The sequence below is a fragment of the Clostridium putrefaciens genome, assembly GCF_900461105.1.
Taxonomy (GTDB): domain Bacteria; phylum Bacillota; class Clostridia; order Clostridiales; family Clostridiaceae; genus Clostridium_L; species Clostridium_L putrefaciens.
This window is the reverse complement of record NZ_UFWZ01000001.1, coordinates 1,718,216-1,744,612: the sequence shown is the minus strand read 5'-3', so window position 1 is coordinate 1,744,612 and position 26,397 is coordinate 1,718,216. Positions and strand designations below refer to the sequence as shown.

The window sequence follows — 26,397 nt, the reverse complement described above, 5'->3', positions numbered from 1 at the left end:
GGAATGTTATATGATAGATTTTCATAGTCATATTATACCCTCAGTAGATGATGGATCTAGTAGTTTTCAAATGTCTTTAAATATGATTGAAAACTCTAAAGAACAAGGCGTAAAGGCAATCTGTGCTACTCCCCATTTTATTGTAGGGGAATACGAAATAGACAGAATAGAATACCTAGAAAGCATTGAACTCTTAAGGAAGGCTACTTGTGATATAAAAATAGCAAATGGATTAGAATTGTATATAAATCCTGAATTGCCTTACTTATATGAAAAAGAGAAGATATGGGGTATAAATGATAAGAGCTACTTATTAATTGAATTACCTATGAGAGACTTTCCTATATACACAAAAGATGTATTTTATGAACTAAGGCTTTTAGGGCTTAATCCTATTATTGCTCATCCTGAAAGAAATATAGCAATATTAAAGGACCCTAGCTTACTTATGGATTTAGTTAACCAAGGTACCCTAATACAAATGAATGCTGGGAGTCTTATTGGAATTTATGGTGATAGAATTAAAAAGTTTGCAGAAAGTTTAGTAGATAAAAACTTAGCGCACATTTTAGGTAGTGACGGACATAATGATAGTAAAAGAAATACCAATATAAAAGATGCCTTTGAAGTTATTAAAAATCGGAATTTAGATTTATATAAATGGATTCTAAATAATGAGGAAAAGGTATTAGATGGAATAGAAGTTGAGATATTGGATATAATTTCAGATAAAAGAAAAAGATTATTTGATTTCTTTAAAAAAGGTTAAGATAAGTATTGAGATATTTACAATAATAAGTTTTTAAATAGGTAGTCTTATAAAATTTGTAAAAAGTTTTGTAGGCTACCTATTTTAAAATAATGCTAGTAAATAACATATCATTATATAACCTTATGTATGTATATGGAAGACATTATATTATTGGTTTGACTTAATAAAGTTTAAAGTGTAAAATTATTTAAGAAAACAAGCTTGAATGAGGTGCAATATGAAAAATAAAAAAGTTGTTACAGAAACGTTTAAATTGGGAACATATCTAATTGATTCAATATTGGTCATTTTATCAATATACATAGCCTTTATCATAAAGTTTCAATTTGAACCACCTATTTACAATCTAGAACCCTTTATAGACATAATACCATTTATAATAGTATCATATTTAATATTTATGTATGTCTTTGGATTAAGTGATATATTAAAAAAAAGCATAGGGGAAACAATATATTCTATAACTCTAACAGTAATTTCACTTTTTATTACTACAGCTTTTATAACATTTTTTGCAAGGGGATTCGCCTTTCCAAGAAGTGTTCTTATAATAAGTCCATTTATACAGCTTGCTTTGTTGAGTATATGGAGAAGCATAGTTTGGAAGTTGAGAAGAATACAACATGGTGTTAAAAATTCTCTCATAATTGGCGAAAAGAATATAGATTATGTTGCAAAAAAGATAATTCTAAAGCAAAATGAATTGTATAACATAAAGTATATATGTGGAAGTAATTCGAAAAATATAGATGAGTATTTAGATAATGTAGAGGTTGTTTTTATATGCAATGATGTAGATTATAATATAAAAAGTAGCATAGTAGACAAATGTTTAGATAATAGAAAGAGTATATATATAATACCGGATATATATGAAATTGCAATATTGAACTCTAAATTAAATAGAGCAGATGATATTCCAATGTTTAAGGTGCAAAAATTAGGACTTAATTTTGAACAGCTATTCTTTAAACGAATATTAGATATTATAACTTCTATAATTGGAATAGTTTTAACGAGTCCAATTATGATAATTGTAGCTATAATTATAAAGTTAACAGACAAAGGTAACATATTTTATAAACAAGAAAGAGTGACTATTGGAGAAAAGAGGTTCCAAGTTCTTAAATTTAGAACAATGGTCATGAATGCAGAAAAACTTACAGGACCTATATTAGCTGGTGAAGATGATCCTAGAATAACTAAGATAGGGAAAGTTATGCGTGCTACTAGAATAGATGAGCTGCCTCAATTTTTTAATATATTGAAAGGTGATATGAGCGTAGTTGGACCAAGACCTGAAAGACCTTTTTTTGTAGAAAAGTTCAAAGCAGAGATTTCAGACTTTAAATATAGGACTTTGGTAAAAGCAGGGTTAACAGGTGTTGCACAAGTTATGGGGAAATACACTACTACACCAGAGGATAAGGTAAGGTATGACATAATATACATCAAAAACTATTCCATTTTATTAGATTTAAAGCTTATACTTCAGACAATAAAGATAATGTTTATGAAAGAAAGCTCAGAAGGCGTAACATTAGAAGAGCCATTAATGGATATAATAAAGAAAAGGAATCCTAAAATAGTTGTAGATAAAGATTAAAAGATATTAGGCCTTGCTTAATATCTTTTATAACATACTAAAATAAAAAAATATGAGGTAGATTGATGAAAAAGTTAGCATATGTGATTACTCAATCAGAAATGGGTGGAGCTCAAAAAAATATACTCTTGCTATGCCAAGGACTAAAATCTTCTTATGATATAACTGTGTATTCCGGTAGCGGAGGAGATATGATAGGTATCTTAGAGGGTATGAATATAAAGCATAAGTCTATACCTAATATGGTGAGAGAAATAAGCCCGATAAATGACTACAAGGCTTATAAATATTTAAAAAAAGAATTTTTAAAAGAAAAATTCGATATAGTTCATAGCCATAGCTCTAAAGCAGGAGTTTTAGCAAGAGAGGCAGCTAAAAGGGCTATGGTGAACAACATAGTATACACAGCCCATGGCTTTGTTTTTAATGAGCCTATGAGCAAGCTTAAACAAACTATATATAAAATAGCTGAAAAAAGAGAAGCGAAATTTAGTGATAATATAATATGTGTGGACCCTAAAGATATAACGATAGCAAAAGATTTAGGTATAATACCAAAAAGAGAATTAGCTTACATCCCTAATGGTATAAGTTTTGAAAGTGATAACAATAACATGACACTTAAAGAAAGTGATACATTTACATTTGGGTTAGTAGCTAACTTTTATGAAACCAAAGGACATAGATATTTAATAAAAGCATTTAAAGAAGTATTAAAGACTTATCCTAAATCTGAACTTATATTAATTGGTGAAGGAATATTAAAAAAAGAAATGATTTCTTTGTCCGATGAAGAAGATAGAATAAAATTTTTGGGATACAAAAAAAACGGTGGGGAACTTATAAAAGGTTTTAATTGTTTTACACTATCTTCAGTAAAAGAAGGTTTTCCTTTTGTTATTTTAGAGACTATAAAACAAAAGGTGCCTATAATATCTACAGATGTAGGTGCTATTAGAGATATTTTGAAAAATGGTAAGTATGGTATAGTTATAGAAAAGGCTTCTATAAAAGAAATGCAAAAAGCTATGGAATATGTTATAAATAATTACGAAGAGGCTAAAAACAAATCAATTATGGCTTATAATTATTGTAAAAAGGTATATTCTTTAGAAAATATGATAGATCTTACAAAAAAAATATATGAGAATTAAATTTAAAAAAGTTACAAGTTTAAATTTGGAGGTAAACCAATGCAATTATCTAATAAAGTAAAAAAGAACTTATTATTTGTACTGAATTGCTATTTAGCAGCTCTTTTGCTTGTTCCAAGAGATTTTAGTATATATAAGAATATAGGACCTGCAGATTCAATGTTATGTTTATTATTTATATTCTATTTTATTGCCATATTAAGATGTGGTGATGCAAAAAGATATATAGTTATTAATTCAAAAAGAGTATTCAAAAATAAACTTATTAAAAGCATGGTGTTATTATTTGTTTTTATGATAATTTCAACTATATATGCAAGTAATAAATTAGTATCAATAGGAGAAGCATTTAGATTTTTTAGTTACATAATGATAGGAATAATGATTTACTTAGAACTTAATAATAAAAGCTTTTTTAGGATGATTATTACTAATTATTTTGTTATGACAGGAATCATATGTATATTTGGTATAATTCAATTTTTTACAGGAAAAGGAGTATCTACTACAGTTATAATAATGGACAAGGTTAATAGAGTGCAATCAACGCTTGGAAATCCTAATGCATTTGGTGCCTTTTTAGTTATAAGCTTTTTCCCTATGTTAAGCTTACTTATAAGCGAAAAAAACAAGAAAATAAAGTGGTTTTATGGATTTAACTTATTACTAATATCTATTAATATAGTTCTAAGTTTTTCTAGGAATTCTTGGTTAGCTTGGACTATAGGAATTGTAGTATTAGCACTACTTTATAGTTATAAATTTTTATATATATTAGCTTTAGGTGGCGCAGGAGCCTTAGTCTTTCCATCTATGAGAGGAAGACTCCTTCAATTTGCTGATGTATCACAAAATATGTCTAGAATAAATATATGGAGAGTAGCATTAAAGATGATTAAAGAACATCCTTTTAAAGGTATTGGAAATGGTAACTTTTCAGCACTTTATGATAACTATGTTGAGAGGTATCCTGAACTATGGATGGAAGATATAAAGGGATATCCTAGCCATAATTCTTTTCTTAAGGTGTTTAGTGAACTTGGAGTGTTCGCATTTATTATATTTATAGTTATAATGGGTAGAATAATAAAAACAGTTAACTTTTTAAGGAAAAACTTAAAAAGTTATTATGGAGAATTTTATACAGGGTTTTTCATTTCTTTAATTGTGATGATTATATTAAACTTGTTTGATAATATATTCTTTGCTCCACAAGTGGCAGTTCATTTTTGGATTTTTGCATTTATTGCAGAGTATATTAGAGAAAATATAGTAATTTTTAATAACTAGAATGTAAATGGATGTGAAGATTATGATAGAAATTTTGGGATATCCAATTTATAGTGGATATAAAAAAGAAATATTAAATGGTATAGAACAAATAGTAAGCTCCGAGGGGTGCGTACATATTGTATCTGGAAATCCAGAAGTTTTATATCAAGGATTGTTTGAAAAGTCACTTTATGAAAACTTTACCTCTAAGAGAAGCATAATAATACCAGATGGTGTTGGTGTTATATTTTCTGCAAAGGTTAAGGGTTTAAAAGTAAAAGAAAAAATTGCAGGTATTGAAGTTATGCAAGATATTATAAGTTACTGTAATAAAAAGGATAAAAGTATATATTTACTAGGATCAAAAGAATCAGTAGTAAAAAGGTGTAAGACAAATATAGAGTCAACTTATAAAAATATCAAAGTGGTAGGTTATAAGGATGGATATTTTGATTTAGATAATTGTGATGATATAATAGAAGATATAAATAAATGTAATCCTGATGTTTTATTTGTTGCAATGGGATGCCCAAGACAAGAACGATTTATAATAAGATATATGGATAAACTTCCTTGTAAAGTTTTTATGGGGGTTGGTGGAAGTTTTGATATATTAGCGGGGGAACTAAAGAGAGCACCAAAGTGGATGATAACTTTTGGAATAGAGTGGCTTTATAGAATATTAAAAGAACCTTTTAGGATTAAGAGAATGAAATCTATACCTAAATTTATGATTAGAGCTATAATAGGTAAAGTGTAGGTGGGTTTATGAGATATGGGATGCAATATTTAAAAACAGAAAATGTTCATTTAATTAAGGATATGGGGATGATACCTTATAAGTTGTTTAAAAGACATGGCTGTGATGTTTCTGTAATTACTTATGAAAACGGAGAATACCCCTACTTAGATAAAGAAGTTAAGGGTATTAATTTAAGATTTATAAAAAGGATATTTAATAATTTTTCATTAGATGGGGCATTACATTTAGTTAGATATGCTAAAGATTATGATGTAATACAAATATTCCACACTACATTATCCTCCTTCATTTATGCTTATACATATAAGATATTTAATTCAAAAGGAAAGATATATCTAAAACTTGATTGTAGTCATAAGTTAGTAGAAAGAATTGAGGGATTAAGTAGTCTAAAATACAAAATGTTAAATAAAGCTTTTAACAAGATTGATTTAATAAGTGTAGAGCAAGAGGAACTTTATCCTAAAATCAAAAGCTTACTGCCAAGTCAAAAACATAAGATAATAAACATTTCTAATGGTGTAGATTTTGATTATATAAAGGATATAGGACTTTCTTATGACTTTTCTAAAAAAGAAAATATAATTTTAAGTGTTACAAGGGTTGGAGCAGAGGAAAAGAACACTTCTATGTTGCTAGAAGCTTTTGCGAATATAGAAGGTATAGATAAAACGGATTGGAAACTTGTAATAGTTGGGCCAGTTGAAGAAAAATTTAAAGAATACATAAAAGGTTATTTAGAGTACTATCCTAATATAGCTAGCAAATTAATAATTAAGGGTAATATAGAAAATAGAAAGTGCTTATATGAAGAGTATCAAAGAGCTAAGATATTTTCGTTAACCTCTAACTTTGAAAGTTTTGGGATAGCCTTTATAGAAGCAGCCGCTTTTGGCGACGTTATAGTATCAACAGAGGTAGGTATAGCAAAAGAGATAGTAAGAGATGGCAATGGAGCTACTGTACCTATAAAAGACACGAAGGCGTTAACAAAAGCACTACAAGAAGCTATATACAAATCAAATATAAAAGAAATTAGTAATAAAACTTATGAATTTACAAAAGAAAGATATGATTGGAATAAAATCATAGATAAGCTTTATAAATATGTATCAAAATTATAGAAAAGATTAAGTTCTTTTAATAAAAGATGATGAATTAAGAGTAAATATTTTAATTCATCATTTTTTTTATAAAAAATAATTTTAGTTTTAAAAACACTGTTCAAAGTATAAAATTATCATCTAAATATTCAAAATAGATTTTATAGAAGGAAAATTGGAAACTTTACAGAATATATAAGGTGAATAATTAAAAGGAGGCCAATATGAATATTATAGAAGTAGATGGAAATGGGCTAGATTTAGAAAAGATTATTTTGGTTGTAAGAAAGGGATTAAAAGTAGAAATAACTAAAGAAGCAAGAGAAGGTATAAGGGAATCCAGAAAGATAATTGAGAAAATAGTTGAAGAAAAGAAAGTTGTATATGGTGTAACTACAGGATTTGGAAAGTTTGCTGATGTAAGTATATCTAATAAGGATTGTAAATCATTACAAAAGAACTTAATTTTCTCTCATGCTTGTGGTACAGGCAATCTTTTATCACAAGAAATAGTAAGAGGGGTAATGTTACTTAGAATTAATGCCTTATGTAAAGGATACTCAGGGATAAGTGAAGAGACTTTAGATACCTTAGTTAATATGTTGAATAAAGGAGTTCATCCTTGTATTCCTGAAAAAGGTTCACTTGGAGCCTCAGGAGATTTGGCCCCTTTATCACATATGGTGCTTCCTATGTTAGGTGAGGGTGAGGCAGAATTTAATGGAAAGATTATGCCAGGAAAAGAGGCTATGGAGAGGGCAGGTATTCCTACTATAGATTTGACTTATAAAGAAGGGTTAGCATTAATAAACGGTACTCAGGTTATGACTGCTATTGGTGCAATAACATTATATGACGCTATAGATATATGTAAAATATCAGATATAGCAGCCTCACTATCTTTAGAGGCATTAAGAGGAATAAAAGATGCTTATGACGAAAGGATACATAGTGTTAGACCTTATAGTGGACAAATAAGCACTGCAGACAATGTTTTAAGATTAGTTAAGGGAAGCACTTATGTAACATCACAAGGTGAGCTTAGAGTTCAAGATGCTTATACATTAAGATGTGTTCCGCAAGTTCATGGTGCAACTAAAGATGCTATAAATTATGTAAAAGAAAAAGTTCTCATTGAAATAAATTCAGTTACTGACAATCCTATAGTAACAAAAGAGGGCCATGTTATTTCTGGAGGAAACTTTCATGGTCAACCTATGGCCTTAGCTTTTGATTTTATGGGAATAGCCTTAGCAGAAGTTGCAAATATATCTGAAAGAAGACTAGAAAGGCTAATTAATTATCAACTAAATGACTTACCGGCGTTTTTAGTTAAAAACGGAGGCTTAAATTCAGGATTTATGATAACACAATATGCTGCAGCCTCTTTAGTGTCAGAAAATAAGATATTAGCGCACCCAGCTTCAGTGGATTCAATACCATCTTCTGCAAACCAAGAAGACCACGTAAGTATGGGAACTATAGCTGCAAGAAAAAGTAAAGAAATATTAGAAAATGTTAGAAGAGTACTGGCAACAGAAATTATGGCTGCGTGCCAAGCACTAGATTTTAGAGAAGGATTCGTGCTAGGAGAGGGAACACAAGAAGCATATAACGTAGTTAGAGAAAGCATAGACTTTATTGAAGAAGATAAGATTATGTATAAAGAATTAGATAAGTGTACTAATATATTAAAAGATAGAAGTATTATTGAAGCAGTAGAGAAGAAAGTTAGAATAAATATATAAATTAGAATAAATATAAGATAATATAAGATAATATACATTTAATATTACAGAAATGATAATATTATAGAGATGATGATATTATAGATATGATAATATTATAGATATGATAATATTATAGATATGATAATATTATAGAGATGATGATATTAAGAAAAATTATAATAAAGCTAGGGGGAATTTAAATGTTAAAGGAATTAACAGTAGAAAGTTTTGCAAAAGAATTAGCATCAAAATCACCAGCACCAGGTGGTGGTAGCGCAGCAGCTTTGTCAGCTACTTTAGCTGCATCTTTAAGTAGTATGGTTTTTAACTTAACAATAGGTAAAAAGGCTTATGAAAATTTAGAAGATGCAGAAAAGGAATGTATAATAAATGCACTAAAGAAAAGTGAAAGCTTAAGAGAAGATTATCTTCATATTATGCAAGAGGATACAAGTGTATTCTTAAAGGTAATGGATGCATATAAGATGCCTAAAGATAGTGAAGATGAAAAGAAGTTAAGAAAGTTAAAAATAGAAGAAGCGTATAAACTAGCATTAGAAGTTCCAAGAAGATTATCCGAAAAGTGCTTTGAACTATATAAGTATATTGAGATTGCTGCAAAGTATGGAAATGCTAACGCTATATCAGATGCTGGAGTTTCAGCTCTTATGATTCAAGCTGCGCTTGAGGGAGCTTCACTTAATGTGAAAATAAATTTAGCTAGTTTAGAAGATATAAGGTTAAAAGAAACACTTTTAAAAGAGACAAATATACTTATAAAAGAAGGTTCAATTAAGAAGGAAGAAATATTAAAAATAGTAGAAGATAAGATAGGTGCTTAATATTATATAATAAAATTTAATTTTGGGGGATCATATATGGAAGACAAGGATGTAGTTAAAAAGATAATGAAAAAGTCTATAAGCTTAGAAGGCTTTATATCTATGATTTTATTTATTACCTTTTTCTTTTTAATGGGGCGACAAATGGGAACTTCTAATATGTTTAATACTATTATGAATACTTCTCATAAATTATTATTAAATACAGTTTTTTTTATAATGGGTATAGCTGTAATAGCAGGTGCTTTAGCAGCGTTACTATCTGAATTTGGCGTGATATCTATAATTAATAAAATATTATCACCCCTAATGCGTCCACTATATGATTTGCCAGGTGCTGCAGCTTTGGGAATTGTCACCACTTACTTATCCGATAATCCTGCAATAATAACTCTTGCAGATGATAAGGGATTTAAGAGATATTTTAAGAAGTATCAAATACCTGCACTAACAAACCTTGGGACATCTTTTGGCATGGGATTAATAGTAACCACATTTATGATGGGACAAAAGTCAAATACTGGAGAAGACTTTTTTTTAGCAGCTATTATAGGAAATATAGGTGCTTTTATAGGAAGTATTATAAGTGTTAGAATAATGTTACACTTTACTAAAAAACATTTTGGTAAAGAAAAGTGGGCATCTGAAGATGCAGGTAATGCTATAGATTCTTTAAAGTACAGAGAAATTAGGGAGGGAAGTATAGGGTCTAGAATACTTTCATCTATGCTTGAAGGCGGAAAGACTGGTGTGGACATGGGGTTATCGATAATACCTGGTGTACTTGTAATATGCACACTAGTTTTAATGATTACTAATGGTCCGAGCCCAAGTGGTGAATATACTGGAGCGGCATTTGAAGGCGTTGCTGTATTACCATGGGTAGGCAGCAAATTATCTTTTATTATTGAACCATTACTTGGATTTAAAAACCCAGAAGCTATAGCATTTCCAATTACCTCTTTAGGAGCAGTAGGTGCAGCAATTAGTCTTGTACCAAACTTTTTGGAAAGAGGATTAATTGGCGGAAATGAAATAGCTGTATTTACAGCAATGGGAATGTGTTGGAGTGGGTATTTGAGTACTCATGTTGCTATGATGGATGCATTAAAGTGTAGAAGTCTAACTGGAAAGGCTATTCTAAGTCATACTATAGGTGGCTTGAGTTCTGGAATTAGCGCCCATTTAATCTACGTGTTACTATCTTAAATCTAAGATTTTAAATTAAAAATAAAGGATAAAACCTAAGGGTTTTATCCTTTGTTTTTAAGGAAGATCATCTAAAGATTTTAAAGTATAACCTTCTGATTCCCATTTAGTTATAAGCTCATCTAGAATATCTGCATTAGTTTTAGATACGGCATGTAAAAGCACAATTGCACCACTATGACTTCTCTTTAATATGGTTTCTAAAGCTTTTTCTTTAGATGGTTGATTTTTAATGTCCCAATCGTTGTATGCAAAGCTCCAAAATATAGTTTTATAATTTAATTCTTTTGTATAGTTTAAAGCTAGCTCACTGTATTTCCCCATAGGAGGCCTAAAATATTTAGACATCTGTTTACCTGTAACCTCTTCATAGGCAACTTCAAGATCTAATAGTTCCTTATTAAACTTATCTTTGTCCTTAATTAAAGCCATAGAAGGGTGGCTACAAGTGTGGTTACATACTAAATGACCTTCTTCTACCATTCTTTTTATTATATCAGGATTAGATTTAACATAAGGCTTAACCACAAAAAATGCTGCCTTTACATTATGTTTTTTTAGTACATTTAATATTTCATTAGTATATCCATTTTCATACCCCTCATCAAAGGTCAGATATAAAACCTTTTCTGAAGTGTTGCCTACATAGTAAGCATCGTATTTTTCTAAAAGATGTGCTCCTTCTTTCGATGGTTCTGGTGTAAGACCATCGCTTCTTGGATTAAAGTACCAGTTAAGTTCTTTAGTACTTAGATCTTTTTGTTCGGCTTCAGAAGTATTATAGGTATATTGAGATAATTTATTAGTGAAATTTTTTATGGAACTAAAATTTGAAAAACTATTTATTAGTATAGTTAAAGAAAAGATATAACTAGCACAAGTATTCAATTTCATATTGTCACCTCCATATAATTAAATAAAACTAATGGAACCATAATAATAGTATTAACTATGTTTATGTATAAATAAGTGTTAAAGTTATGGAAACATAGCATTACATAACTTGTATTCTATGTTTTGTAATAAAGACTTAAAATTAAAAATATAAACTTTTAGGTTCAACACTTTTGTAACGAAATATATTTAATTTTTAAAGGAATAAATCAATAAGTTGAAATAAAGCTATCCATAGAGTATAATTTAAAAAGCAAGATTTTGATGAAAGGACTGTACATACGATGAAACTTGGAATAGTAGGGTTACCTAACATAGGTAAAAGCACACTTTTTAATGCAATAACGAAGGCTGGGGCTGAATCAGCTAATTATCCATTTTGCACCATTGAACCAAATGTAGGAGTGGTTAATGTACCAGATAACAGATTAGAAGTACTAGAAAAAATATACAACTCTAAAAAGAAGATTTACACTAATATAGAATTTTATGATATAGCAGGTCTTGTAAAAGGCGCTAGTAAAGGCGAAGGCTTAGGTAATAAATTCTTATCCCATATAAGAGAGGTTTCAGCAATCATACATGTGGTTAGATGTTTTGATGATACCAATGTAGTACATGTGGATGGATCTGTAGATCCTGTACGAGATATAGAAACAATAAACTTAGAATTAATATTTTCAGATTTAGAAGTTTTAGAAAGAAGGATGGAGAAATCCGTAAAACTTGTAAGATCAGGAGATAAAAAGGCAAAAGAAGAATATGAGCTTATGGAAAGAATCAAAGCTCACCTTGAAGGCAATGAACCTGTTAGAACAATGGAGGCTACTGAAGAGGAACAAGAGTTTATAAAAGCAATGTTTTTAATAACATCTAAGGAAGTTTTATATGCAGCAAACATTTCAGAAGAAGACTTAACATCAGGAAATCATAATAACAAGTACGTTGAAATAGTAAAAGCGTATGCAAAAAAAGAGAATTCCGAAGTTGTTGTAATATGTGCTAAATTAGAAGAGGAATTATCTAGCCTAGAAGAAGAAGAGAAAAAAGAAATGCTAAATGAATATGGATTAGAAGAGACAGGGTTAGATCAATTAGTATCATTAAGTTATAAACTGTTAGGGTTAATTAGCTTTTTAACAGCAGGGCCACAAGAGGTAAGGGCATGGACAATAGTAAAAGGTACAAAGGCGCCTAAAGCTGCGGGAAAGATCCACTCTGATATTGAAAGAGGATTTATAAGGGCAGAAATAATAGGTTATGATAAATTAGTAGAAGTAGGTTCAGAAACTGCTGCTAAAGAAAAAGGTTTCTTTAGATTAGAAGGAAAAGAATATGAAATGAAAGATGGAGATGTAGTAAACTTTAGATTCAATGTATAGAAAACTTTCATTTTATGTTTAATCAATTTTATTAAGATAATTTTGGATATAAAAATAAGAGTTTCAGATTATTAAATCTGAAACTCTTGTTTTTAACTTTTGGCGGGAATATGTGGGAATCGAACCCACCCATGATGGTATTAGCACCACAACACAGTTTTGAAGACTGGCGAGCACACCAGCACTCATCTACTCCCATATGTACATTTGTTATTTTACAATAAATATTATAAAAAGTCAACAATGGATTTTTAAAGATTATGAATTAATTATATTGAGAAAAAATAAAATCTATTCGATTTTAAGAAGGTTTTTTGATGTTTTTATAGAATTAATAAGTGAAGTGGTTTAAAATGGAGTAGAGTGGAGGGGAAATAAATGTTTATGGGAGAGTATCAACATGCCATAGATAATAAAAACAGAATAATAGTACCCTCAAAATTTAGGGAGAACCTTGGAGATAAGTTTGTCATAACTAAAGGTCTTGATGGATGTTTATACATTTATGATATGGATGAATGGGATTTGTTACAAGAAAAATTAAAAAAGCTACCATTAACAAGCAAGGACGCTAGAGCCTTTGTACGATTTTTCTTTTCAGGTGCTAATGAAGTTCAGTTAGATAAACAAGGAAGGGCACTAATACCTCAAAATCTTATAGAATATTGTAAAATAAACAAAGAAATAATAAGTATTGGAGTAATGAGCAGAATAGAGATATGGAGTAAGGAAAGATGGGACGAATACAACGAAACAAATATAGATTATGATGAAGTAGCTGAAAAAATGAGCGAATTAGGAATATAAAGGAGTAAATTATGGAATTTAAACACGTTTCTGTATTATTGGAGGAGTGTATTGATAACTTAAATATTAATCCTCTAGGAATTTATGTGGATTGTACTTTAGGTGGAGCTGGACACTCTTTAGAAATATTAAAAAGATTAGATAAAAAAGGTACTTTAATAGGTATAGACCAAGATGAAGATGCATTAAAAGCAGCAAAGGAAAAGTTAAAAGATTACGAAAATGTAATTTACGTACACAGTAATTTTTATGATATAAAAGAGGTACTTAGAAATTTAAATATAGATAAGGTTGATGGAATATTAATGGACCTTGGAGTATCTTCTTATCAATTAGATAACGACGAAAGAGGCTTTAGCTACATGCATGATGCACCTTTAGATATGCGAATGGATAGAACAAAGAACTTTTCTGCATATGAAGTTGTAAATGAATACTCAATGAATGAATTATACAAAGTTATAAGAGACTATGGCGAAGAAAAGTTCGCCAAAAGAATTGCAGAGTTTATAGTTAAAGCTAGAGAAGAAAGCAAAATAGAAACTACATTTAAACTAGTTGAAATAATTAAAAATGCAATACCAGCTAGGGCTAGGAGAGAAGGACCTCATCCTGCAAAAAGAACTTTTCAAGCTATAAGGATTGAGGTTAATAATGAACTTGGCATAATAGAAAAAACCATAGAAGATTCTGTGGATTCTTTAAATGGTAATGGAAGAATTGCAATAATAACATTTCATTCATTAGAAGATAGGATTGTAAAAAGCAAATTTAAAGCACTTACAAACCCTTGCACTTGCCCAAGAGAATTCCCGATTTGTGTTTGCGAAAACAAACCTATTATAAAGATATTAACTAAAAAGCCAATAGAGCCAAGTACGGAAGAAGTAGAACTTAATCGTAGGAGTAGAAGTGCAAAACTTAGAGTTGGAGAAAAAATAGTTCTAAAGTGAAGCGGAGGGGAATAAATTGATAGTAGAAAAGCAGAAAAATTATATTAATGGTAGTAACGCATTAATGCCAGAATTTAAAAGAAATACAGAAAAAAAAGATAAATATAAAAAGCTACAAAGAGAAAAAAGAGAAAGAGAAATAAGAAAATCAAAAGAAAAAAATCAAAAGAAAAAATCAACTATTCGTTATATACTAATTATTTTTGCTTTAGGAATTCTACTTACTAGTAGATATGCTATTATATTTAATATACAAAAAGATTTATCTTCAGTAAAAAATCAAATCCAAAAAGTTGAGGCAGAAAATGAGGCATTAAAAATTGATATACTAAGGGTTAGCTCTTATGAAAGTGTAAAAAACACAGCAGAAAAACAATTAAATATGAAGGAACCTGACAATAGTAAGGCTCTCATTGTTGATCTTTCAAAAAATAACTTTAAAGAAGTTAATAAGAATAAAGAAAAACTTAATATAGTTGAAAAACTTAAAGATATATTATTTTAAAATTACATCTACTATCACTTCAGTGGAGGTATATAATTGTCTAAGATTCAATATAATGATCAAGTTATAATTCGTAAAAGAATAGTAACAATATTCATATTCTTTGTTATATCTCTTACTATTTTAATTACTAGGCTTTTTTACATAATGATAATAAAATCCCCAGATTATTCAGCAAGAGCAGAAGAACAGTGGACTAGTGAAGTAAAGATTTCTGCTAAAAGGGGTAGTATCTTAGATAGAAATGGCAAGGAATTAGCTATAAGTGCCAATGTTTATAGGGCAGATTTAGATATGAATGCATTTAGATCTTTTTTAAAGAAGGAAGATTTAACGAATGAGGGTATAGCAGCTTCTATTTCTGAGGTTTTAGAAATGGAAACTAAAGAAGTATTAAAAATTTTAGATAAAAAGCTTCCAAATGGTAAGGTTATGCAATCAGCAAATTTAATCCGAAGAATTGAAAAAGATGAGGCTGATAAGTTAAAATCATTAGGTATAGGGGGGATGATTGTCTCTCCAGATACTAAAAGGTATTATCCAAACAATAACTTTTTAGCTCATGTATTAGGTACTACAAATATAGATGGAGATGGACTTACAGGTATAGAGTTAGCCTATAATAAAGAACTTACAGGAACCTTTGGGGTAAGTATTTTAGAAATAGATAGTAGAGGTGCAGATAAAGAGCACACTATATCAGAGTATAGAAAACCTGCTGAAGGTATGAATATATTTTTAACTATAGATGAAAAAATTCAGCAATTTGCAGAGCAAGCAGCAGAACAAGCGCTTATTGATAATCAAGCTAAAAATGTATCTATAATAGTTATGAATCCTAAAACAGGAGAAGTTTATGCTTTAGCTAATAAGCCGGATTTTAATCCTAATAAACCTAAAGAAGAAAATGAGTCTATGGATGACCTTCAAAAGAAATGGAGAAATAAAATAGTAAATGATACCTATGAACCAGGATCTATCTTTAAAGTTATTACATCAATTGGGGCAATGGAAGAAGGCCTTATTGATGATTCTAGTAAATTTATGTGCAATGGAAGTATTAAGGTTGCTAATAGAACTATACATTGCTGGAAAAGGACAGGACATGGAGAACAAAACTTTCAAGAAATATTAAAAAATTCTTGTAACGTAGGATTTGTAAATGTTGGTCAAAAGCTTCAAAGAGAAAAGCTTAATAAGTATATTAAAGCCTTTGGATTTGGGCAAAAGACAGGGATAGATCTTCCGGGTGAAGCTAAAGGTATAGTTAAGAAAACTGAGACTATAAGTGAGGTAGATCTTGCTACAATATCCTTTGGTCAAACAAATACAGTAAGCCCAATACAATTTTTAGCAGCCTTTAATACCCTAGCTAATAATGGAGTATGGGTAAGACCACACGTTATGAAGCAAATTATGAATATCGAAGAAAATAATGTTTATAAGACCTATGAAGATTATGGAGAAAAAAGGGTAGTCAGCGAAGAGAATACTAAACTTTTAAGAAGTTATCTAGAAAATGTTATTGCACAAGGTAGTGGAAAGAGAGCTCATATAGAAGGTTATCATATAGCAGGAAAAACTGGTACTGCTCAAAAGGTTAATTCACAAAGTGGAACTTATGAACATGGTAAATATGTAGCTTCCTTTGTTGGAATGGCACCAGCTCATGATCCTGAAATAACTGTATTTATTTCTATTGATGAACCTAGTTCAGGAGAATATTATGCAGGAGTTATAGCAACACCTGTAGCTAAGCAAGTTTTTAATAACATTTTTAATTATCTCCATATAAAGCCAGATTCAGATGATAAAAGTGTTGAAGAAAGTCTTCTAAAAGATATTATCGTTCCGGATGTAAGAGGAATGAAAAAAGCAGAAGCTATAAAGATATTAAAGTCTAATAATCTAAGTTATGAAGTAACTGGGGAATTAGACAGTATTTATGATATGAGTCCTAAACCAGGCTATACCATAAAGGAAAATAAAAAGATATTACTTTATGCTGATAAAAGTTATAATTATAATAAAGAAGTTATAGTGCCAAGTTTAACTGGATATTCTAAAGATGGTGCTTTAAGTATATTAAATTCTATAGGACTAGAAGCTACTATGGAAGGCGACGGCATGGTAATAGAACAGAATTTAGAAGCAGATACCATAGTAAAGTACGGAACAAATATTCATATACTATTAAGTCCTACAGGAATTGATTAGTTAAAATATTTAAACTTTAGGCATGTGGAATAAAGCTTATACCACATGCCAATATTATTTTAGTATAATATAGTTTTGCAAAACCTATTTAAATATATCGTAATTTATATATTTAAATAGGCATATTAATATAGGGAGATGCTAAGATGGAAATTAAAAACATTCTTAAAGAAATAAAATTTACATTTGTATCCGAAGTTTTTGAAGGTGATATTAGGAAAATAGAATATAATTCTAAAAAGGTTACTACTGATGATATGTTTTTTTGTATAAAGGGTTTAAAAGTTGATGGACACTTATATATAGATGAAGCTATAAAAAAAGGCGCAAAAGTTATTGTCCTAGAAAATACTGATTTTGATCCTAAGGTAAAAGGTATTACAGTTATTAAAGTAGCAGATACAAGAAAAGCTTTAGCCAAAGCGGCGGCCAATTATTATAATAATCCTTCAAAAAAAATAAACTTAATAGGAATTACAGGCACTAATGGTAAGACTACAACTTCATATATGATTAAGTCTATATTAGAGGAAGCGGGATATAAAGTAGGACTTATAGGAACTATAGCAAATTTTATAGGAAAAACTCCGATACCTTCTGAAAGAACTACTCCAGAATCTTTAGAATTGCAATGTTTACTTAGCGAAATGGTTAAAGAAGGAACGGATTATTGTGTTATGGAAGTTTCATCTCATTCCTTAGCTCTAGATAGAGTCTATGGAATTAAATTCAAATCATCCATGTTTACAAATCTTACACAAGATCATTTGGATTTTCATAAAACTTTTGAAAACTACTATAATTGCAAACTAAAGTTATTTAAAAATAGTGAATATGCTACTATTAATGTAGATGATTCTTATGGTAAAAGAGTTTTAAGTGATATAAAAAAAGAAAATATAATAAAAAACACATACTCTATAATAGCAGAATCAGACTTTAAAGCTTACAACATAAAAAGTTATCTAAAGGAAATTTCTTTTAATATGGACTTTCAAAACACTGAATATGATATGAAAATTAGTATACCTGGAAATTATAATATTTATAATGCTCTTGGAGCAATTTCTATATGTGTTAAAAGTGGCATAGACATGAAATGTATACAAAAAGGATTAGAAAGGTCTATAGTTCCTGGAAGATGCGAAACAGTAGCTAAGGATAAAGATTTAGAATTTGATATAATTTTAGATTATGCTCATACACCAGATGGTCTAGAAAATGTATTATCTACATTAAAAGACCTCACAAAAGGTAGACTTATAAGCGTTTATGGATGTGGTGGCGATAGAGATAAAGGGAAAAGATCTATAATGGGTAGTATAGGGGAAAGACTTAGCGACATTACAATAATTACATCAGATAACCCAAGGTCAGAAGATCCCATTAATATAATACAAGACATAATGTTAGGAATAAAAGATAAAGAAAATTGCATAGTAATAGAAGATAGAAAAAAAGCTATTGAAAAGGCTATTTACATAGCAAAAAAGGACGATGTTATATTAATTGCAGGTAAGGGGCATGAAACTTACCAAGTCTTAAAGGAAAAAACCATCCATTTTGATGAAAGAGAAATAGTAGAAGAGATATTAAACAATAAATTTAGTAGAAAGTAGGTATTATGATGATAGGTTTAACCTTAGATGAGATTGTAGAAAGCACAAAAGGGCATATTTATTTAAAAAAAGGTGAAATAGATTTTAATGATATAAATACTGATACAAGAAAGATAGATGAAAAGAGTATATTTTTAGCATTAAAAGGTGATAATTTCAATGGAAATCATTTTATTGAAGAAGCAATAAAAAAGGGAGCAAGTTTATGTATATTAGATGAAATAAATTTTAAAAGTGAAGATTTATTATCTAAATACAATAATTTTATCATAATAAAAGTTGGAAATTGCAACGAAGCCTTATTAAAAATGGCTCAATATAAAAGAGAAAAATCAGATATAAAGGTAATAGGAATCACAGGATCTACAGGTAAGACTACAACTAAGGATATGATGTCAGCTGTTTTAAGCAGTAAATTTAAAGTTTTTAAAACTAAAGGGAATTTTAATAATCACATAGGACTCCCTTTAATGATATTACAGATGGATGAAAGCTATGAAATAGCCGTGCTTGAACTTGGTATGAGCAATTTAAATGAGATTCATAACCTAGCGGAGGTTTCAAAACCAGATATGGCCGTAATAACAAACATTGGATTATCTCACATTCAAAATTTAAAAACTAAGGATAATATTTTAAAAGCTAAAATGGAAATAACAGACTTTTTTAAAGAAGATAATATATTAATAATAAATAATGAAGATCCTATGCTTTTTAAAGTAAATAGTGAAAAGTTTAAAATTGTAAGAACATCTATATCAAAAGATAACAGTGATTTTAAAGCAAATAACATTAATTTAAAAGAAAGTTCTAGTGAGTTTTCTTTGATTTATAAGGGAAAAGATTTAGGCAGAGTAAGCTTACCGGTACCAGGAGTACATAATATTGAAAATGCACTTTTAGCTATCAGTTGTGGATATTTAATGGGCATAGATATAAAACAAATGGGGGAATCCTTAAAATCTTTAGAAGTCTCTTCTATGAGGTTAGACATAATAAAGGGGGAAAATATAGATATAATAAATGATTGTTATAATTCAAGCCCTGATTCAATTAAGGCAGCCATAGATGTTCAAGCAAACTTAGACAAATCCAGAAAAGTTGCCATACTTGGTACTATGAAGGAGCTTGGTGAGTATTCTAGAGGTGCTCATAAAGAAATCGGGAGTTATGCAAAGGATAAAGGTATAGATATATTAGTAGCAGTTGGAGAATTTTCTTTAGAAATGGCACAAGGGTATAATGATGAATATAATGTGTTTTTATTTAAAAATACAAATGAAGCCATAAAAAGTCTTCATAAAATAATAAGAAAAAAAGATTTGGTTTTAGTTAAGGCTTCAAGGTCTATGAAGTTTGAATCAATAACTGAAGAATTAAAAAAGATATACAACTAAAGAGGGGGGAAGTTAAAGAGTTATGAATATAAACAGCATGAATAATTTATTAAATTATTATAATATATTTTCAATATTGATAGGGTTTATAATAGTGTCAATTTTAGCACCTATAGCAATACCTATACTTTCAAAACTTAAATTTGGTCAAAATATAAGGTCAGATGGTCCTAAAACACATCAGAAAAAAGCAGGAACACCTACAATGGGAGGAATAATTTTCATTATATCTACTTTAATTTCTATGATTATAATGATAGGAAAACCAAGTGATGAGGCCATGGTTGCACTGTACGCATTTATAGGATTCGGATTTGTAGGTTTTTTAGATGATTATATGAAGATAAGACATAAAGACAACCAAGGACTAAGTGCAAAGCAAAAGATGGTATTACTTATTATTGTATCATCAATTTTATCTTATTATGCTTATGGTAAAATTGGAACTGAATTACTCATTCCATTTACTGGTGATACCATAAATTTAGGTATACTATATATACCTTTTATGTTGGTTTATTTTACTGGAGTTACCAATGCTGTAAATTTGACTGATGGACTTGATGGACTTGCTACATCAGTTACACTACTAGTAATAACATTTTTTGCCTTAGTTAGTTTTGGAATGGGGCATTATACTCTTTCAATATTTTGTTTGATTTTAGCTGGATCACTACTTGGATTTTTAAGGTTTAATGCATTTCCTGCTAGAATATTCATGGGAGATACAGGCTCTCTAGCACTTGGAGGAGCTGTAGCAATGGTTGCTGTGGCACTTCAACTACAACTGCTACTTTTCATAGTAGGTGGTATTTATGTAATAGAAACGCTTTCAGTTATAATTCAAGTAACATCCTTTAAATTAACAGGTAAAAGGGTATTCAAGATGGCACCTATACATCATCACTTTGAACAACTCGGGTGGCCAGAAACAAAAATAGTTACTAGTTTTTTAATAATAACAGTTATATTATGCTTAATAGGATTCCTTGCTTTTTAAAATTGACTAAGGAGGATATTTATGAAAAAAAAGAAAAAGAATATTAAGCAAATAGATTTTATTATGTTTGCTTCTATATTAATTCTTCTTGCTATAGGGGTCATAATGGTTTATAGTGCCAGCTCTTATATAGCGTTATATGGAAAGAAAGATAGTATGTTTTATTTAAAAAGGCAGGCTCTTTGGGCTGTTTTAGGAGTTACAACGATGTGTATATTTATGAACTATGATTATCATAAGTTAAAGAAATATACAACTCTACTTATGATTGCTTGTGTTCCACTATTATTTCTTGTTTTTGCTTTTGAAGGAGTAAATGGTGCTCAAAGATGGATACGAATTGGTCCTGCATCATTTCAACCTTCTGAAATTGTAAAATATGTAGTAGTAGTGTACATGGCTAAAAGTTTAGAATACAAAGGCAATAAAATTAATAGCTTTCTATACGGAATAGTACCCTATCTTTTAGTTTCTGGATTTTATGCAGGTATGATTCTTTTAGAAAAGAACTTAAGTATAGCATCAGTTATAATGATAGTTACCCTTATAATTTTATTTGTAGCAGGGGGGAGGGCACTTCACTTATTTGGAATAGTTACGCCAGGTCTTTTTGCATTAGGGGTAGTATTTATATTCTCTGAATCTTATAGAAGGGATAGGCTTTTAAATTTTATAGATCCATGGAAAGATCCAGTTAAAAATGGATATCAATTAATACAATCACTGCTTGCTCTCGGTTCAGGAAAGATATTAGGTCTAGGCCTTGGTAAATCAAGACAAAAGGCGTATTACATGCCAGAGCCACATAATGACTTTATATTCGCTATAATTGGAGAGGAGCTTGGGCTTGTAGGTTGTCTTTTTATAATACTACTATTTTTAATTTTTATATGGAGGGGAATACGAACCGCATCTAAAGCAAAAGATATTTATGGAACACTTTTAGCTACAGGAATAACGTCTATAATAGCAGTTCAAGCCATAATAAATATTGCAGTGGTAACAGGTTCTATGCCTGTAACTGGAGTGCCACTTCCTTTTATAAGTTATGGAGGATCTTCTTTAGTTATAAATCTTATTGCTATGGGTGTACTTCTTAATATATCTAGGCAGACGGACAGCATTTAAAGTAGAGGCTATATTAGTTGGAGTGCATAGAGGTGTCAATATGTATTCCGAAAATATAGGCTCTAATTTACTTTTAGGTATTCTTATTATTAAATTAATGTTATTATAATAATAAGAATCCTTAAAGTTGTAAAAGGAGATTAAAATGGGCGAAATAGCAAAGAAAAAACAAAGAAAATCATTTGTAATTAAGAGAAAAAAAAGAAAGGCCTTAAAACGCAATATAATAATTTTTATATTTTTAATTATTATATTAATTACCTTAAGTTTAAAGCTAAAGGTTTTTGGTATTGAAAACATAATAGTAAAAGGAAATAATATAATATCATCAGAAGAAATAATAAGAATGTCAACTTTAGAAAAAGGAAAAAACATCTTTTATATTAATAGTAAGAATATAATTAAAAAAACACATGACAATCCATACATAAAAAACGTAAAGATAAGTAGGAAGTTACCAAATACAATTATATTAAGTGTAGAGGAGAGAAGTGCATTTTTTTATGGAGAAAATAATAATAAATACTTCATTATAGATAAGGAATCAAAATTATTACAAATTAAAGATGAAATTGCGAATATGAATTTAATATATGTAGAAGGATTAGATTATAATAATGCTAAAGTAGGAAATGAAATGTTACCTAAAGAAGATAGGAAAAGCAAGATATTGCAACAATTCTCTTTTTTAATAGAAAACAATATATCAGGAATAGATATAACATCCTTAGATATTAAAGATGTTTTATTTATAAAGGTGTATCATAATAATATGTGCATAATTATAGGAACTAGCGATGGCATAGAAGAAAAGTTAAATAAAGCAATAAATATAATTTGTAGTAAACCTAAATTAAGTCAATCTAAGGGATACATAAATGTAAGTTTTAAAGGACACCCGGTAATATTTGTAGAAGAGGTGATAGAGTGAAAAGAATTAACTCCCAAGTGTCAGTAGCTATAGTTTGTGCAATTCTTGGATTCTTACTCGCTTATCAATTTAAGCTCCTAGGAGGCCAAGATAAAAAGCTTCAAACAAACAATTATGATAAAGAAGAAATAAGTGTTGAGGTTGAAATGTTACAAAAGCAAAAAGAGGAACTACAAAAAAAGAATGATGATATATCCTCGCAATTAAAAAAGTATGAGGAAGAAGCTACTGAAAGTGGAGATGTGACTAAAGAGTTAAAAAAAGAATTAGATAACAGTAGATTAATACTAGGTAGTATTGACGCCACAGGCCCAGGCGTAACATTATCTTTAACACCTAAAGATCCCGTTTTTTCTAGTAATACATATACAGCATTTATAACTGATTATGAGCTAGTATATATAATAAATGAATTAAACTTTTCAGGGGCCGAAGCTATATCTATAAATGATAAAAGGATAACCTTGCAAACAGGAATAAAGAGTTCTTCTAATAATAGCTTTATTTTAATAAATGATGAAAAAATATCACCAAAAGAAAAAATAGAAATAAACGCTATTGGAAATAAAAAGACATTAGAAGCGGGTGTTAACTTTGCAGGGGTTTTTCATTATCAAAACTTAGAAAATTATAATATTGACATTAAGATGTCTGATTCAATAAATATACCTAAGTTTAGCAAAAACTATAAGCGAGAATATATTAAGGCCGTAGAATAAATAGGAGTGATAAAATGATAGCGTTAATTGGACTTTTAATTGGAGTTTTAATGGGGATGTTTTTAAAGGTAAATATCCCCGATAAGTTTTCACCTTATATATCTGTGGCTATACTTGCTTGCCTAGATTCTGTTTTTGGAGCTATAAGGGCTTACCTATCTAAAAACTTCCAAGCAGATATATTTATATCTGGTTTTTTTGGGAATGCTGCTTTAGCTGCAGGCCTTGCATATCTAGGAGATAGACTTGGTATACCTATATATATTGCGGCGGTTATAGTGTTTGGTGGAAGGATCTTTGATAATTTTGCTATAATAAGAAGATTATTATTAGAAAGGACTAAACATCACTAAAAGTAATATAAGCTAAGATTTATGAATAAAGGATTATATTTTAACTTATATACACATTAACATTTAAATCTAAAAAGGGTGATTTTATGAGATTAAATGAAGGAAAGATATTTATTTTTATAGCTGCAATCATTGTAGGAATTCTTGTATCTTTCAACATAGATTTAAGCAAAGACAATAAAAAAGAATACGTAAGTACGAAAGAATATCAAGAGATGTATAATAAAAGAAATAAGTTATATAGAGAAGTTTCTGATGTAAGAGAGGACTACTACAATAATTATAAAAAACTTAATTTCTTTAAATCAGGATACGTAGATGAAGGAAATAATATAGTAGATAATATAGTAGATGAACTAGAAAATAACAAAACACTTTTAGGTTACAATAAGGTTGAAGGCATTGGTATAGAGATAACTATAAGAGATGGATTTGATGAGATTAATCCCGACATAGAAGACCCACTTTTAAGATATATGCGCACTTTCCATAATACAGATTTAATTCAACTTATAAATGAATTAAAAATTTTCGGGGCTGAAGCTATTTCAATAAATGGGCAAAGGGTAATGACTAATTCGGAAGTTTATTGTAGCTCAGCATTTATAAGTATAAATGGGGTAAAGCTGCCATCACCTTTTCATATAGAAGCTATAGGGAATACAGAAAGCCTAGTAAATAATCTTAAATCTAATGATAGCTATGTAAAAAGATTACAAGGTAGAGGTATCAATATTGTTATAGAAGAAAAAGATGTTATTGTAATTTCATCCTATATAGGAGATTTAAAGGTAAACTTTTTGACTAATATAAAAAATAAATAATAATTTATTTGAAATTTAAAGGAATTTGATAGTTTTTGAAGAATACTTACTTTATAAGGCTTATAAAAGGAGAGGGTATTAATGGATATCTTAGGTAACTTAAACATAATATCGAATGAGATACCAAAAGATGTTACTTTTATTGCTGTTAGTAAACAACAATCTAGAGATATAATAGAAAAAGCTTATGATTGTGGTATAAAAGACTTTGGTGAAAATAAGGTCCAAGAATTACTACAAAAAAGCGAAGAACTACCGAAAGATATAAGATGGCACTTTATAGGACATCTTCAAAGGAATAAAGTAAAGTATATAGTAGATAAGGTTTATCTTATCCAATCTTTAGATAGTATAAGGCTTTTATCAGAAATAGAAAAACAATTTATGAAACAAAACAAAGTTGCCAATGTGTTAATTGAAATTAATATAGGTAAAGAAAAAAGTAAAGATGGAATATTTTTAGAAGATCTAGAAGCGTTAATAATTGAAATTGAGAAATGTAATTTTGTAAAGGTTAAAGGTCTTATGTGTATAATACCAAAAGGTGATGATAAATCTTCTGAAAGTTATTTTAAAAAGATGAAAGATGTATGGGATATACTTTCTCATAGAAGATTTTCAAATATATCTATGGACTATTTATCAATGGGTATGAGCAAAGATTATGATTTGGCTTTAAAGTGTGGATCTAATATGATAAGAGTTGGGGAAGGGATCTTTGGTAAGAGAATATAAATGTTAGGAGGTAATATAAATGGCAGCGAAAGTGTTAAATAAAGTATGGGGGCTTTTAGGACTAGAGGATGAGTACGATGAAGAGTATGATGAAGAATATGATGAGTTTGAAGAAGAGGTAAAACAACCTACTCAAATAAATAATAAGAAAAATCAAGGAAAAGTAGTGAGTATACATACTGCGGTTTCTGCTAAAGTTACTATAGTAAAGCCTCAAAGCTACGAAGAAGTAACAGAAATAAGTGATGATTTAAAAAATCGAAAGATAGTTATTGTAAATACTACTGCTTTAGAACCTAAGATTGCTCAAAGATTATTAGATTTTATGGGTGGATCAAGTTACGCATTAGGTGGTGAACTTCAACAAGTTGAAAATGGTGTTTATATAGTGTCACCTTCTAATATAGAAGTTACTAGTGAACTAAAGACTGAATTAAGTAAAGGATTATTTAACTGGTCTAAATAGTTATAGATAGAAGGGA

General features: G+C 29.3%; 25 protein-coding genes and 1 tRNA gene. 24 read left to right on the top strand and 2 right to left on the bottom strand.

Annotated features, from left to right (window positions below):
* The first annotated feature begins 10 nt into the window (after positions 1–10).
* The 9 genes from DY168_RS07600 (at position 11) to DY168_RS07560 (ending at position 10,451) form a co-directional block, all read left to right on the top strand.
* On the top strand, positions 11–769 hold the full coding sequence (locus tag DY168_RS07600) for a tyrosine-protein phosphatase (protein WP_115641220.1): 759 nt from the start codon (positions 11–13) through the stop codon (positions 767–769).
* 220 nt (positions 770–989) lie between these two features.
* Entirely contained in the window at positions 990–2,378 is a 1,389-nt protein-coding gene (locus tag DY168_RS07595) for a sugar transferase (RefSeq protein ID WP_115641219.1), read from the top strand.
* Positions 2,379–2,443: 65 nt separating this feature from the next.
* Positions 2,444–3,532 carry a glycosyltransferase family 4 protein gene (locus DY168_RS07590; protein WP_115641218.1) on the top strand — a complete coding sequence of 363 codons (1,089 nt, stop codon included), beginning with the start codon at positions 2,444–2,446 and terminating at the stop codon, positions 3,530–3,532.
* A 39-nt stretch (positions 3,533–3,571) separates the two neighbouring features.
* Entirely contained in the window at positions 3,572–4,822 is a 1,251-nt protein-coding gene (locus DY168_RS07585; RefSeq protein WP_115641217.1) for an O-antigen ligase family protein, read from the top strand.
* 19 nt (positions 4,823–4,841) lie between these two features.
* Positions 4,842–5,564, top strand: a complete 723-nt coding sequence (locus tag DY168_RS07580) for a WecB/TagA/CpsF family glycosyltransferase (protein ID WP_115642444.1) — start codon at positions 4,842–4,844, stop codon at positions 5,562–5,564.
* Positions 5,565–5,572: 8 nt separating this feature from the next.
* Positions 5,573–6,691 carry a glycosyltransferase family 4 protein gene (locus tag DY168_RS07575; protein WP_115641216.1) on the top strand — a complete coding sequence of 373 codons (1,119 nt, stop codon included), beginning with the start codon at positions 5,573–5,575 and terminating at the stop codon, positions 6,689–6,691.
* Between the two features lie 203 nt (positions 6,692–6,894).
* The gene (gene hutH, locus DY168_RS07570; RefSeq protein WP_115641215.1) at positions 6,895–8,418 is read left to right on the top strand and encodes a histidine ammonia-lyase; all 1,524 of its coding nucleotides are present in this window, start codon (positions 6,895–6,897) and stop codon (positions 8,416–8,418) included.
* 182 nt (positions 8,419–8,600) lie between these two features.
* Complete coding sequence (locus DY168_RS07565; protein WP_115641214.1) at positions 8,601–9,242, top strand: cyclodeaminase/cyclohydrolase family protein; 642 nt, start codon at positions 8,601–8,603, stop codon at positions 9,240–9,242.
* 36 nt (positions 9,243–9,278) lie between these two features.
* Positions 9,279–10,451, top strand: coding sequence for a CD0519/CD1768 family membrane protein (locus tag DY168_RS07560; protein WP_115641213.1), 1,173 nt, complete (start codon positions 9,279–9,281; stop codon positions 10,449–10,451).
* 57 nt (positions 10,452–10,508) lie between these two features.
* Here the strand turns inward: DY168_RS07560 and pdaA are convergent, their stop codons facing one another.
* Positions 10,509–11,345: a delta-lactam-biosynthetic de-N-acetylase gene (pdaA, locus tag DY168_RS07555; protein ID WP_115641212.1), complete on the bottom strand. Its 837-nt coding sequence runs from the start codon at positions 11,343–11,345 to the stop codon at positions 10,509–10,511.
* A 284-nt stretch (positions 11,346–11,629) separates the two neighbouring features.
* Between pdaA and ychF the strand changes: the two genes are divergently transcribed.
* Positions 11,630–12,727 carry a redox-regulated ATPase YchF gene (ychF, locus tag DY168_RS07550; RefSeq protein ID WP_115641211.1) on the top strand — a complete coding sequence of 366 codons (1,098 nt, stop codon included), beginning with the start codon at positions 11,630–11,632 and terminating at the stop codon, positions 12,725–12,727.
* A gap of 100 nt (positions 12,728–12,827) precedes the next feature.
* Here the strand turns inward: ychF and DY168_RS07545 are convergent.
* Positions 12,828–12,924, bottom strand: a tRNA-Sec gene (locus tag DY168_RS07545).
* 181 nt (positions 12,925–13,105) lie between these two features.
* Here DY168_RS07545 and mraZ point away from each other — a divergent pair.
* From mraZ to DY168_RS07475, 14 genes are all read left to right on the top strand, one after another.
* A complete protein-coding gene (gene mraZ / locus DY168_RS07540; protein ID WP_115641210.1) occupies positions 13,106–13,534 on the top strand; it encodes a division/cell wall cluster transcriptional repressor MraZ in 429 nt (142 codons plus the stop codon).
* Positions 13,535–13,545: 11 nt separating this feature from the next.
* Entirely contained in the window at positions 13,546–14,487 is a 942-nt protein-coding gene (gene rsmH, locus DY168_RS07535; protein ID WP_115641209.1) for a 16S rRNA (cytosine(1402)-N(4))-methyltransferase RsmH, read from the top strand.
* A 16-nt stretch (positions 14,488–14,503) separates the two neighbouring features.
* Positions 14,504–14,992: an FtsB/FtsL family cell division protein gene (locus DY168_RS07530; protein ID WP_115641208.1), complete on the top strand. Its 489-nt coding sequence runs from the start codon at positions 14,504–14,506 to the stop codon at positions 14,990–14,992.
* A 36-nt stretch (positions 14,993–15,028) separates the two neighbouring features.
* Positions 15,029–17,209, top strand: a complete 2,181-nt coding sequence (locus DY168_RS07525) for a stage V sporulation protein D (RefSeq protein ID WP_115641207.1) — start codon at positions 15,029–15,031, stop codon at positions 17,207–17,209.
* A 146-nt stretch (positions 17,210–17,355) separates the two neighbouring features.
* Complete coding sequence (locus DY168_RS07520; RefSeq protein WP_115641206.1) at positions 17,356–18,828, top strand: UDP-N-acetylmuramoyl-L-alanyl-D-glutamate--2,6-diaminopimelate ligase; 1,473 nt, start codon at positions 17,356–17,358, stop codon at positions 18,826–18,828.
* A gap of 8 nt (positions 18,829–18,836) precedes the next feature.
* The gene (locus DY168_RS07515) at positions 18,837–20,225 is read left to right on the top strand and encodes a UDP-N-acetylmuramoyl-tripeptide--D-alanyl-D-alanine ligase (RefSeq protein ID WP_115641205.1); all 1,389 of its coding nucleotides are present in this window, start codon (positions 18,837–18,839) and stop codon (positions 20,223–20,225) included.
* A gap of 22 nt (positions 20,226–20,247) precedes the next feature.
* On the top strand, positions 20,248–21,225 hold the full coding sequence (gene mraY / locus DY168_RS07510) for a phospho-N-acetylmuramoyl-pentapeptide-transferase (RefSeq protein WP_242984082.1): 978 nt from the start codon (positions 20,248–20,250) through the stop codon (positions 21,223–21,225).
* Between the two features lie 21 nt (positions 21,226–21,246).
* Positions 21,247–22,353 (top strand): stage V sporulation protein E, encoded by a 1,107-nt coding sequence (gene spoVE / locus DY168_RS07505; RefSeq protein WP_115641204.1) that lies wholly within the window; start codon positions 21,247–21,249, stop codon positions 22,351–22,353.
* A gap of 145 nt (positions 22,354–22,498) precedes the next feature.
* The gene (locus DY168_RS07500; RefSeq protein WP_115641203.1) at positions 22,499–23,284 is read left to right on the top strand and encodes a cell division protein FtsQ/DivIB; all 786 of its coding nucleotides are present in this window, start codon (positions 22,499–22,501) and stop codon (positions 23,282–23,284) included.
* Positions 23,281–24,003: a DUF881 domain-containing protein gene (locus tag DY168_RS07495; RefSeq protein WP_115641202.1), complete on the top strand. Its 723-nt coding sequence runs from the start codon at positions 23,281–23,283 to the stop codon at positions 24,001–24,003. The genes DY168_RS07500 and DY168_RS07495 overlap by 4 nt, the downstream gene beginning before the upstream one ends.
* A 14-nt stretch (positions 24,004–24,017) precedes the next feature.
* Entirely contained in the window at positions 24,018–24,356 is a 339-nt protein-coding gene (locus DY168_RS07490) for a small basic family protein (RefSeq protein WP_115641201.1), read from the top strand.
* An 86-nt stretch (positions 24,357–24,442) separates the two neighbouring features.
* Positions 24,443–25,180 carry a DUF881 domain-containing protein gene (locus DY168_RS07485; protein WP_115641200.1) on the top strand — a complete coding sequence of 246 codons (738 nt, stop codon included), beginning with the start codon at positions 24,443–24,445 and terminating at the stop codon, positions 25,178–25,180.
* An 81-nt stretch (positions 25,181–25,261) separates the two neighbouring features.
* The gene (locus DY168_RS07480) at positions 25,262–25,915 is read left to right on the top strand and encodes a YggS family pyridoxal phosphate-dependent enzyme (RefSeq protein WP_115641199.1); all 654 of its coding nucleotides are present in this window, start codon (positions 25,262–25,264) and stop codon (positions 25,913–25,915) included.
* Between the two features lie 19 nt (positions 25,916–25,934).
* Entirely contained in the window at positions 25,935–26,381 is a 447-nt protein-coding gene (locus tag DY168_RS07475; protein ID WP_115641198.1) for a cell division protein SepF, read from the top strand.
* Positions 26,382–26,397 lie beyond the last annotated feature (16 nt).

Excerpts from the sequence above, each read along its gene's own strand:
- DY168_RS07560 (WP_115641213.1), top strand. The coding sequence starts at position 9,279 with ATGGAAGACAAGGATGTAGTTAAAAAGATAATGAAAAAGTCTATAAGC.
- DY168_RS07475 (WP_115641198.1), top strand. The coding sequence starts at position 25,935 with ATGGCAGCGAAAGTGTTAAATAAAGTATGGGGGCTTTTAGGACTAGAG.
- DY168_RS07480 (WP_115641199.1), top strand. The coding sequence starts at position 25,262 with ATGGATATCTTAGGTAACTTAAACATAATATCGAATGAGATACCAAAA.
- DY168_RS07500 (WP_115641203.1), top strand. The coding sequence starts at position 22,499 with ATGGGCGAAATAGCAAAGAAAAAACAAAGAAAATCATTTGTAATTAAG.
- DY168_RS07575 (WP_115641216.1), top strand. The coding sequence starts at position 5,573 with ATGAGATATGGGATGCAATATTTAAAAACAGAAAATGTTCATTTAATT.
- DY168_RS07515 (WP_115641205.1), top strand. The coding sequence starts at position 18,837 with ATGATAGGTTTAACCTTAGATGAGATTGTAGAAAGCACAAAAGGGCAT.
- DY168_RS07600 (WP_115641220.1), top strand. The coding sequence starts at position 11 with ATGATAGATTTTCATAGTCATATTATACCCTCAGTAGATGATGGATCT.
- spoVE (WP_115641204.1), top strand. The coding sequence starts at position 21,247 with ATGAAAAAAAAGAAAAAGAATATTAAGCAAATAGATTTTATTATGTTT.
- DY168_RS07520 (WP_115641206.1), top strand. The coding sequence starts at position 17,356 with ATGGAAATTAAAAACATTCTTAAAGAAATAAAATTTACATTTGTATCC.
- DY168_RS07490 (WP_115641201.1), top strand. The coding sequence starts at position 24,018 with ATGATAGCGTTAATTGGACTTTTAATTGGAGTTTTAATGGGGATGTTT.
- mraZ (WP_115641210.1), top strand. The coding sequence starts at position 13,106 with ATGTTTATGGGAGAGTATCAACATGCCATAGATAATAAAAACAGAATA.
- ychF (WP_115641211.1), top strand. The coding sequence starts at position 11,630 with ATGAAACTTGGAATAGTAGGGTTACCTAACATAGGTAAAAGCACACTT.
- DY168_RS07595 (WP_115641219.1), top strand. The coding sequence starts at position 990 with ATGAAAAATAAAAAAGTTGTTACAGAAACGTTTAAATTGGGAACATAT.
- hutH (WP_115641215.1), top strand. The coding sequence starts at position 6,895 with ATGAATATTATAGAAGTAGATGGAAATGGGCTAGATTTAGAAAAGATT.
- mraY (WP_242984082.1), top strand. The coding sequence starts at position 20,248 with ATGAATATAAACAGCATGAATAATTTATTAAATTATTATAATATATTT.
- DY168_RS07590 (WP_115641218.1), top strand. The coding sequence starts at position 2,444 with ATGAAAAAGTTAGCATATGTGATTACTCAATCAGAAATGGGTGGAGCT.
- DY168_RS07565 (WP_115641214.1), top strand. The coding sequence starts at position 8,601 with ATGTTAAAGGAATTAACAGTAGAAAGTTTTGCAAAAGAATTAGCATCA.
- rsmH (WP_115641209.1), top strand. The coding sequence starts at position 13,546 with ATGGAATTTAAACACGTTTCTGTATTATTGGAGGAGTGTATTGATAAC.
- DY168_RS07485 (WP_115641200.1), top strand. The coding sequence starts at position 24,443 with ATGAGATTAAATGAAGGAAAGATATTTATTTTTATAGCTGCAATCATT.
- pdaA (WP_115641212.1), bottom strand. The coding sequence starts at position 11,345 with ATGAAATTGAATACTTGTGCTAGTTATATCTTTTCTTTAACTATACTA.
- DY168_RS07585 (WP_115641217.1), top strand. The coding sequence starts at position 3,572 with ATGCAATTATCTAATAAAGTAAAAAAGAACTTATTATTTGTACTGAAT.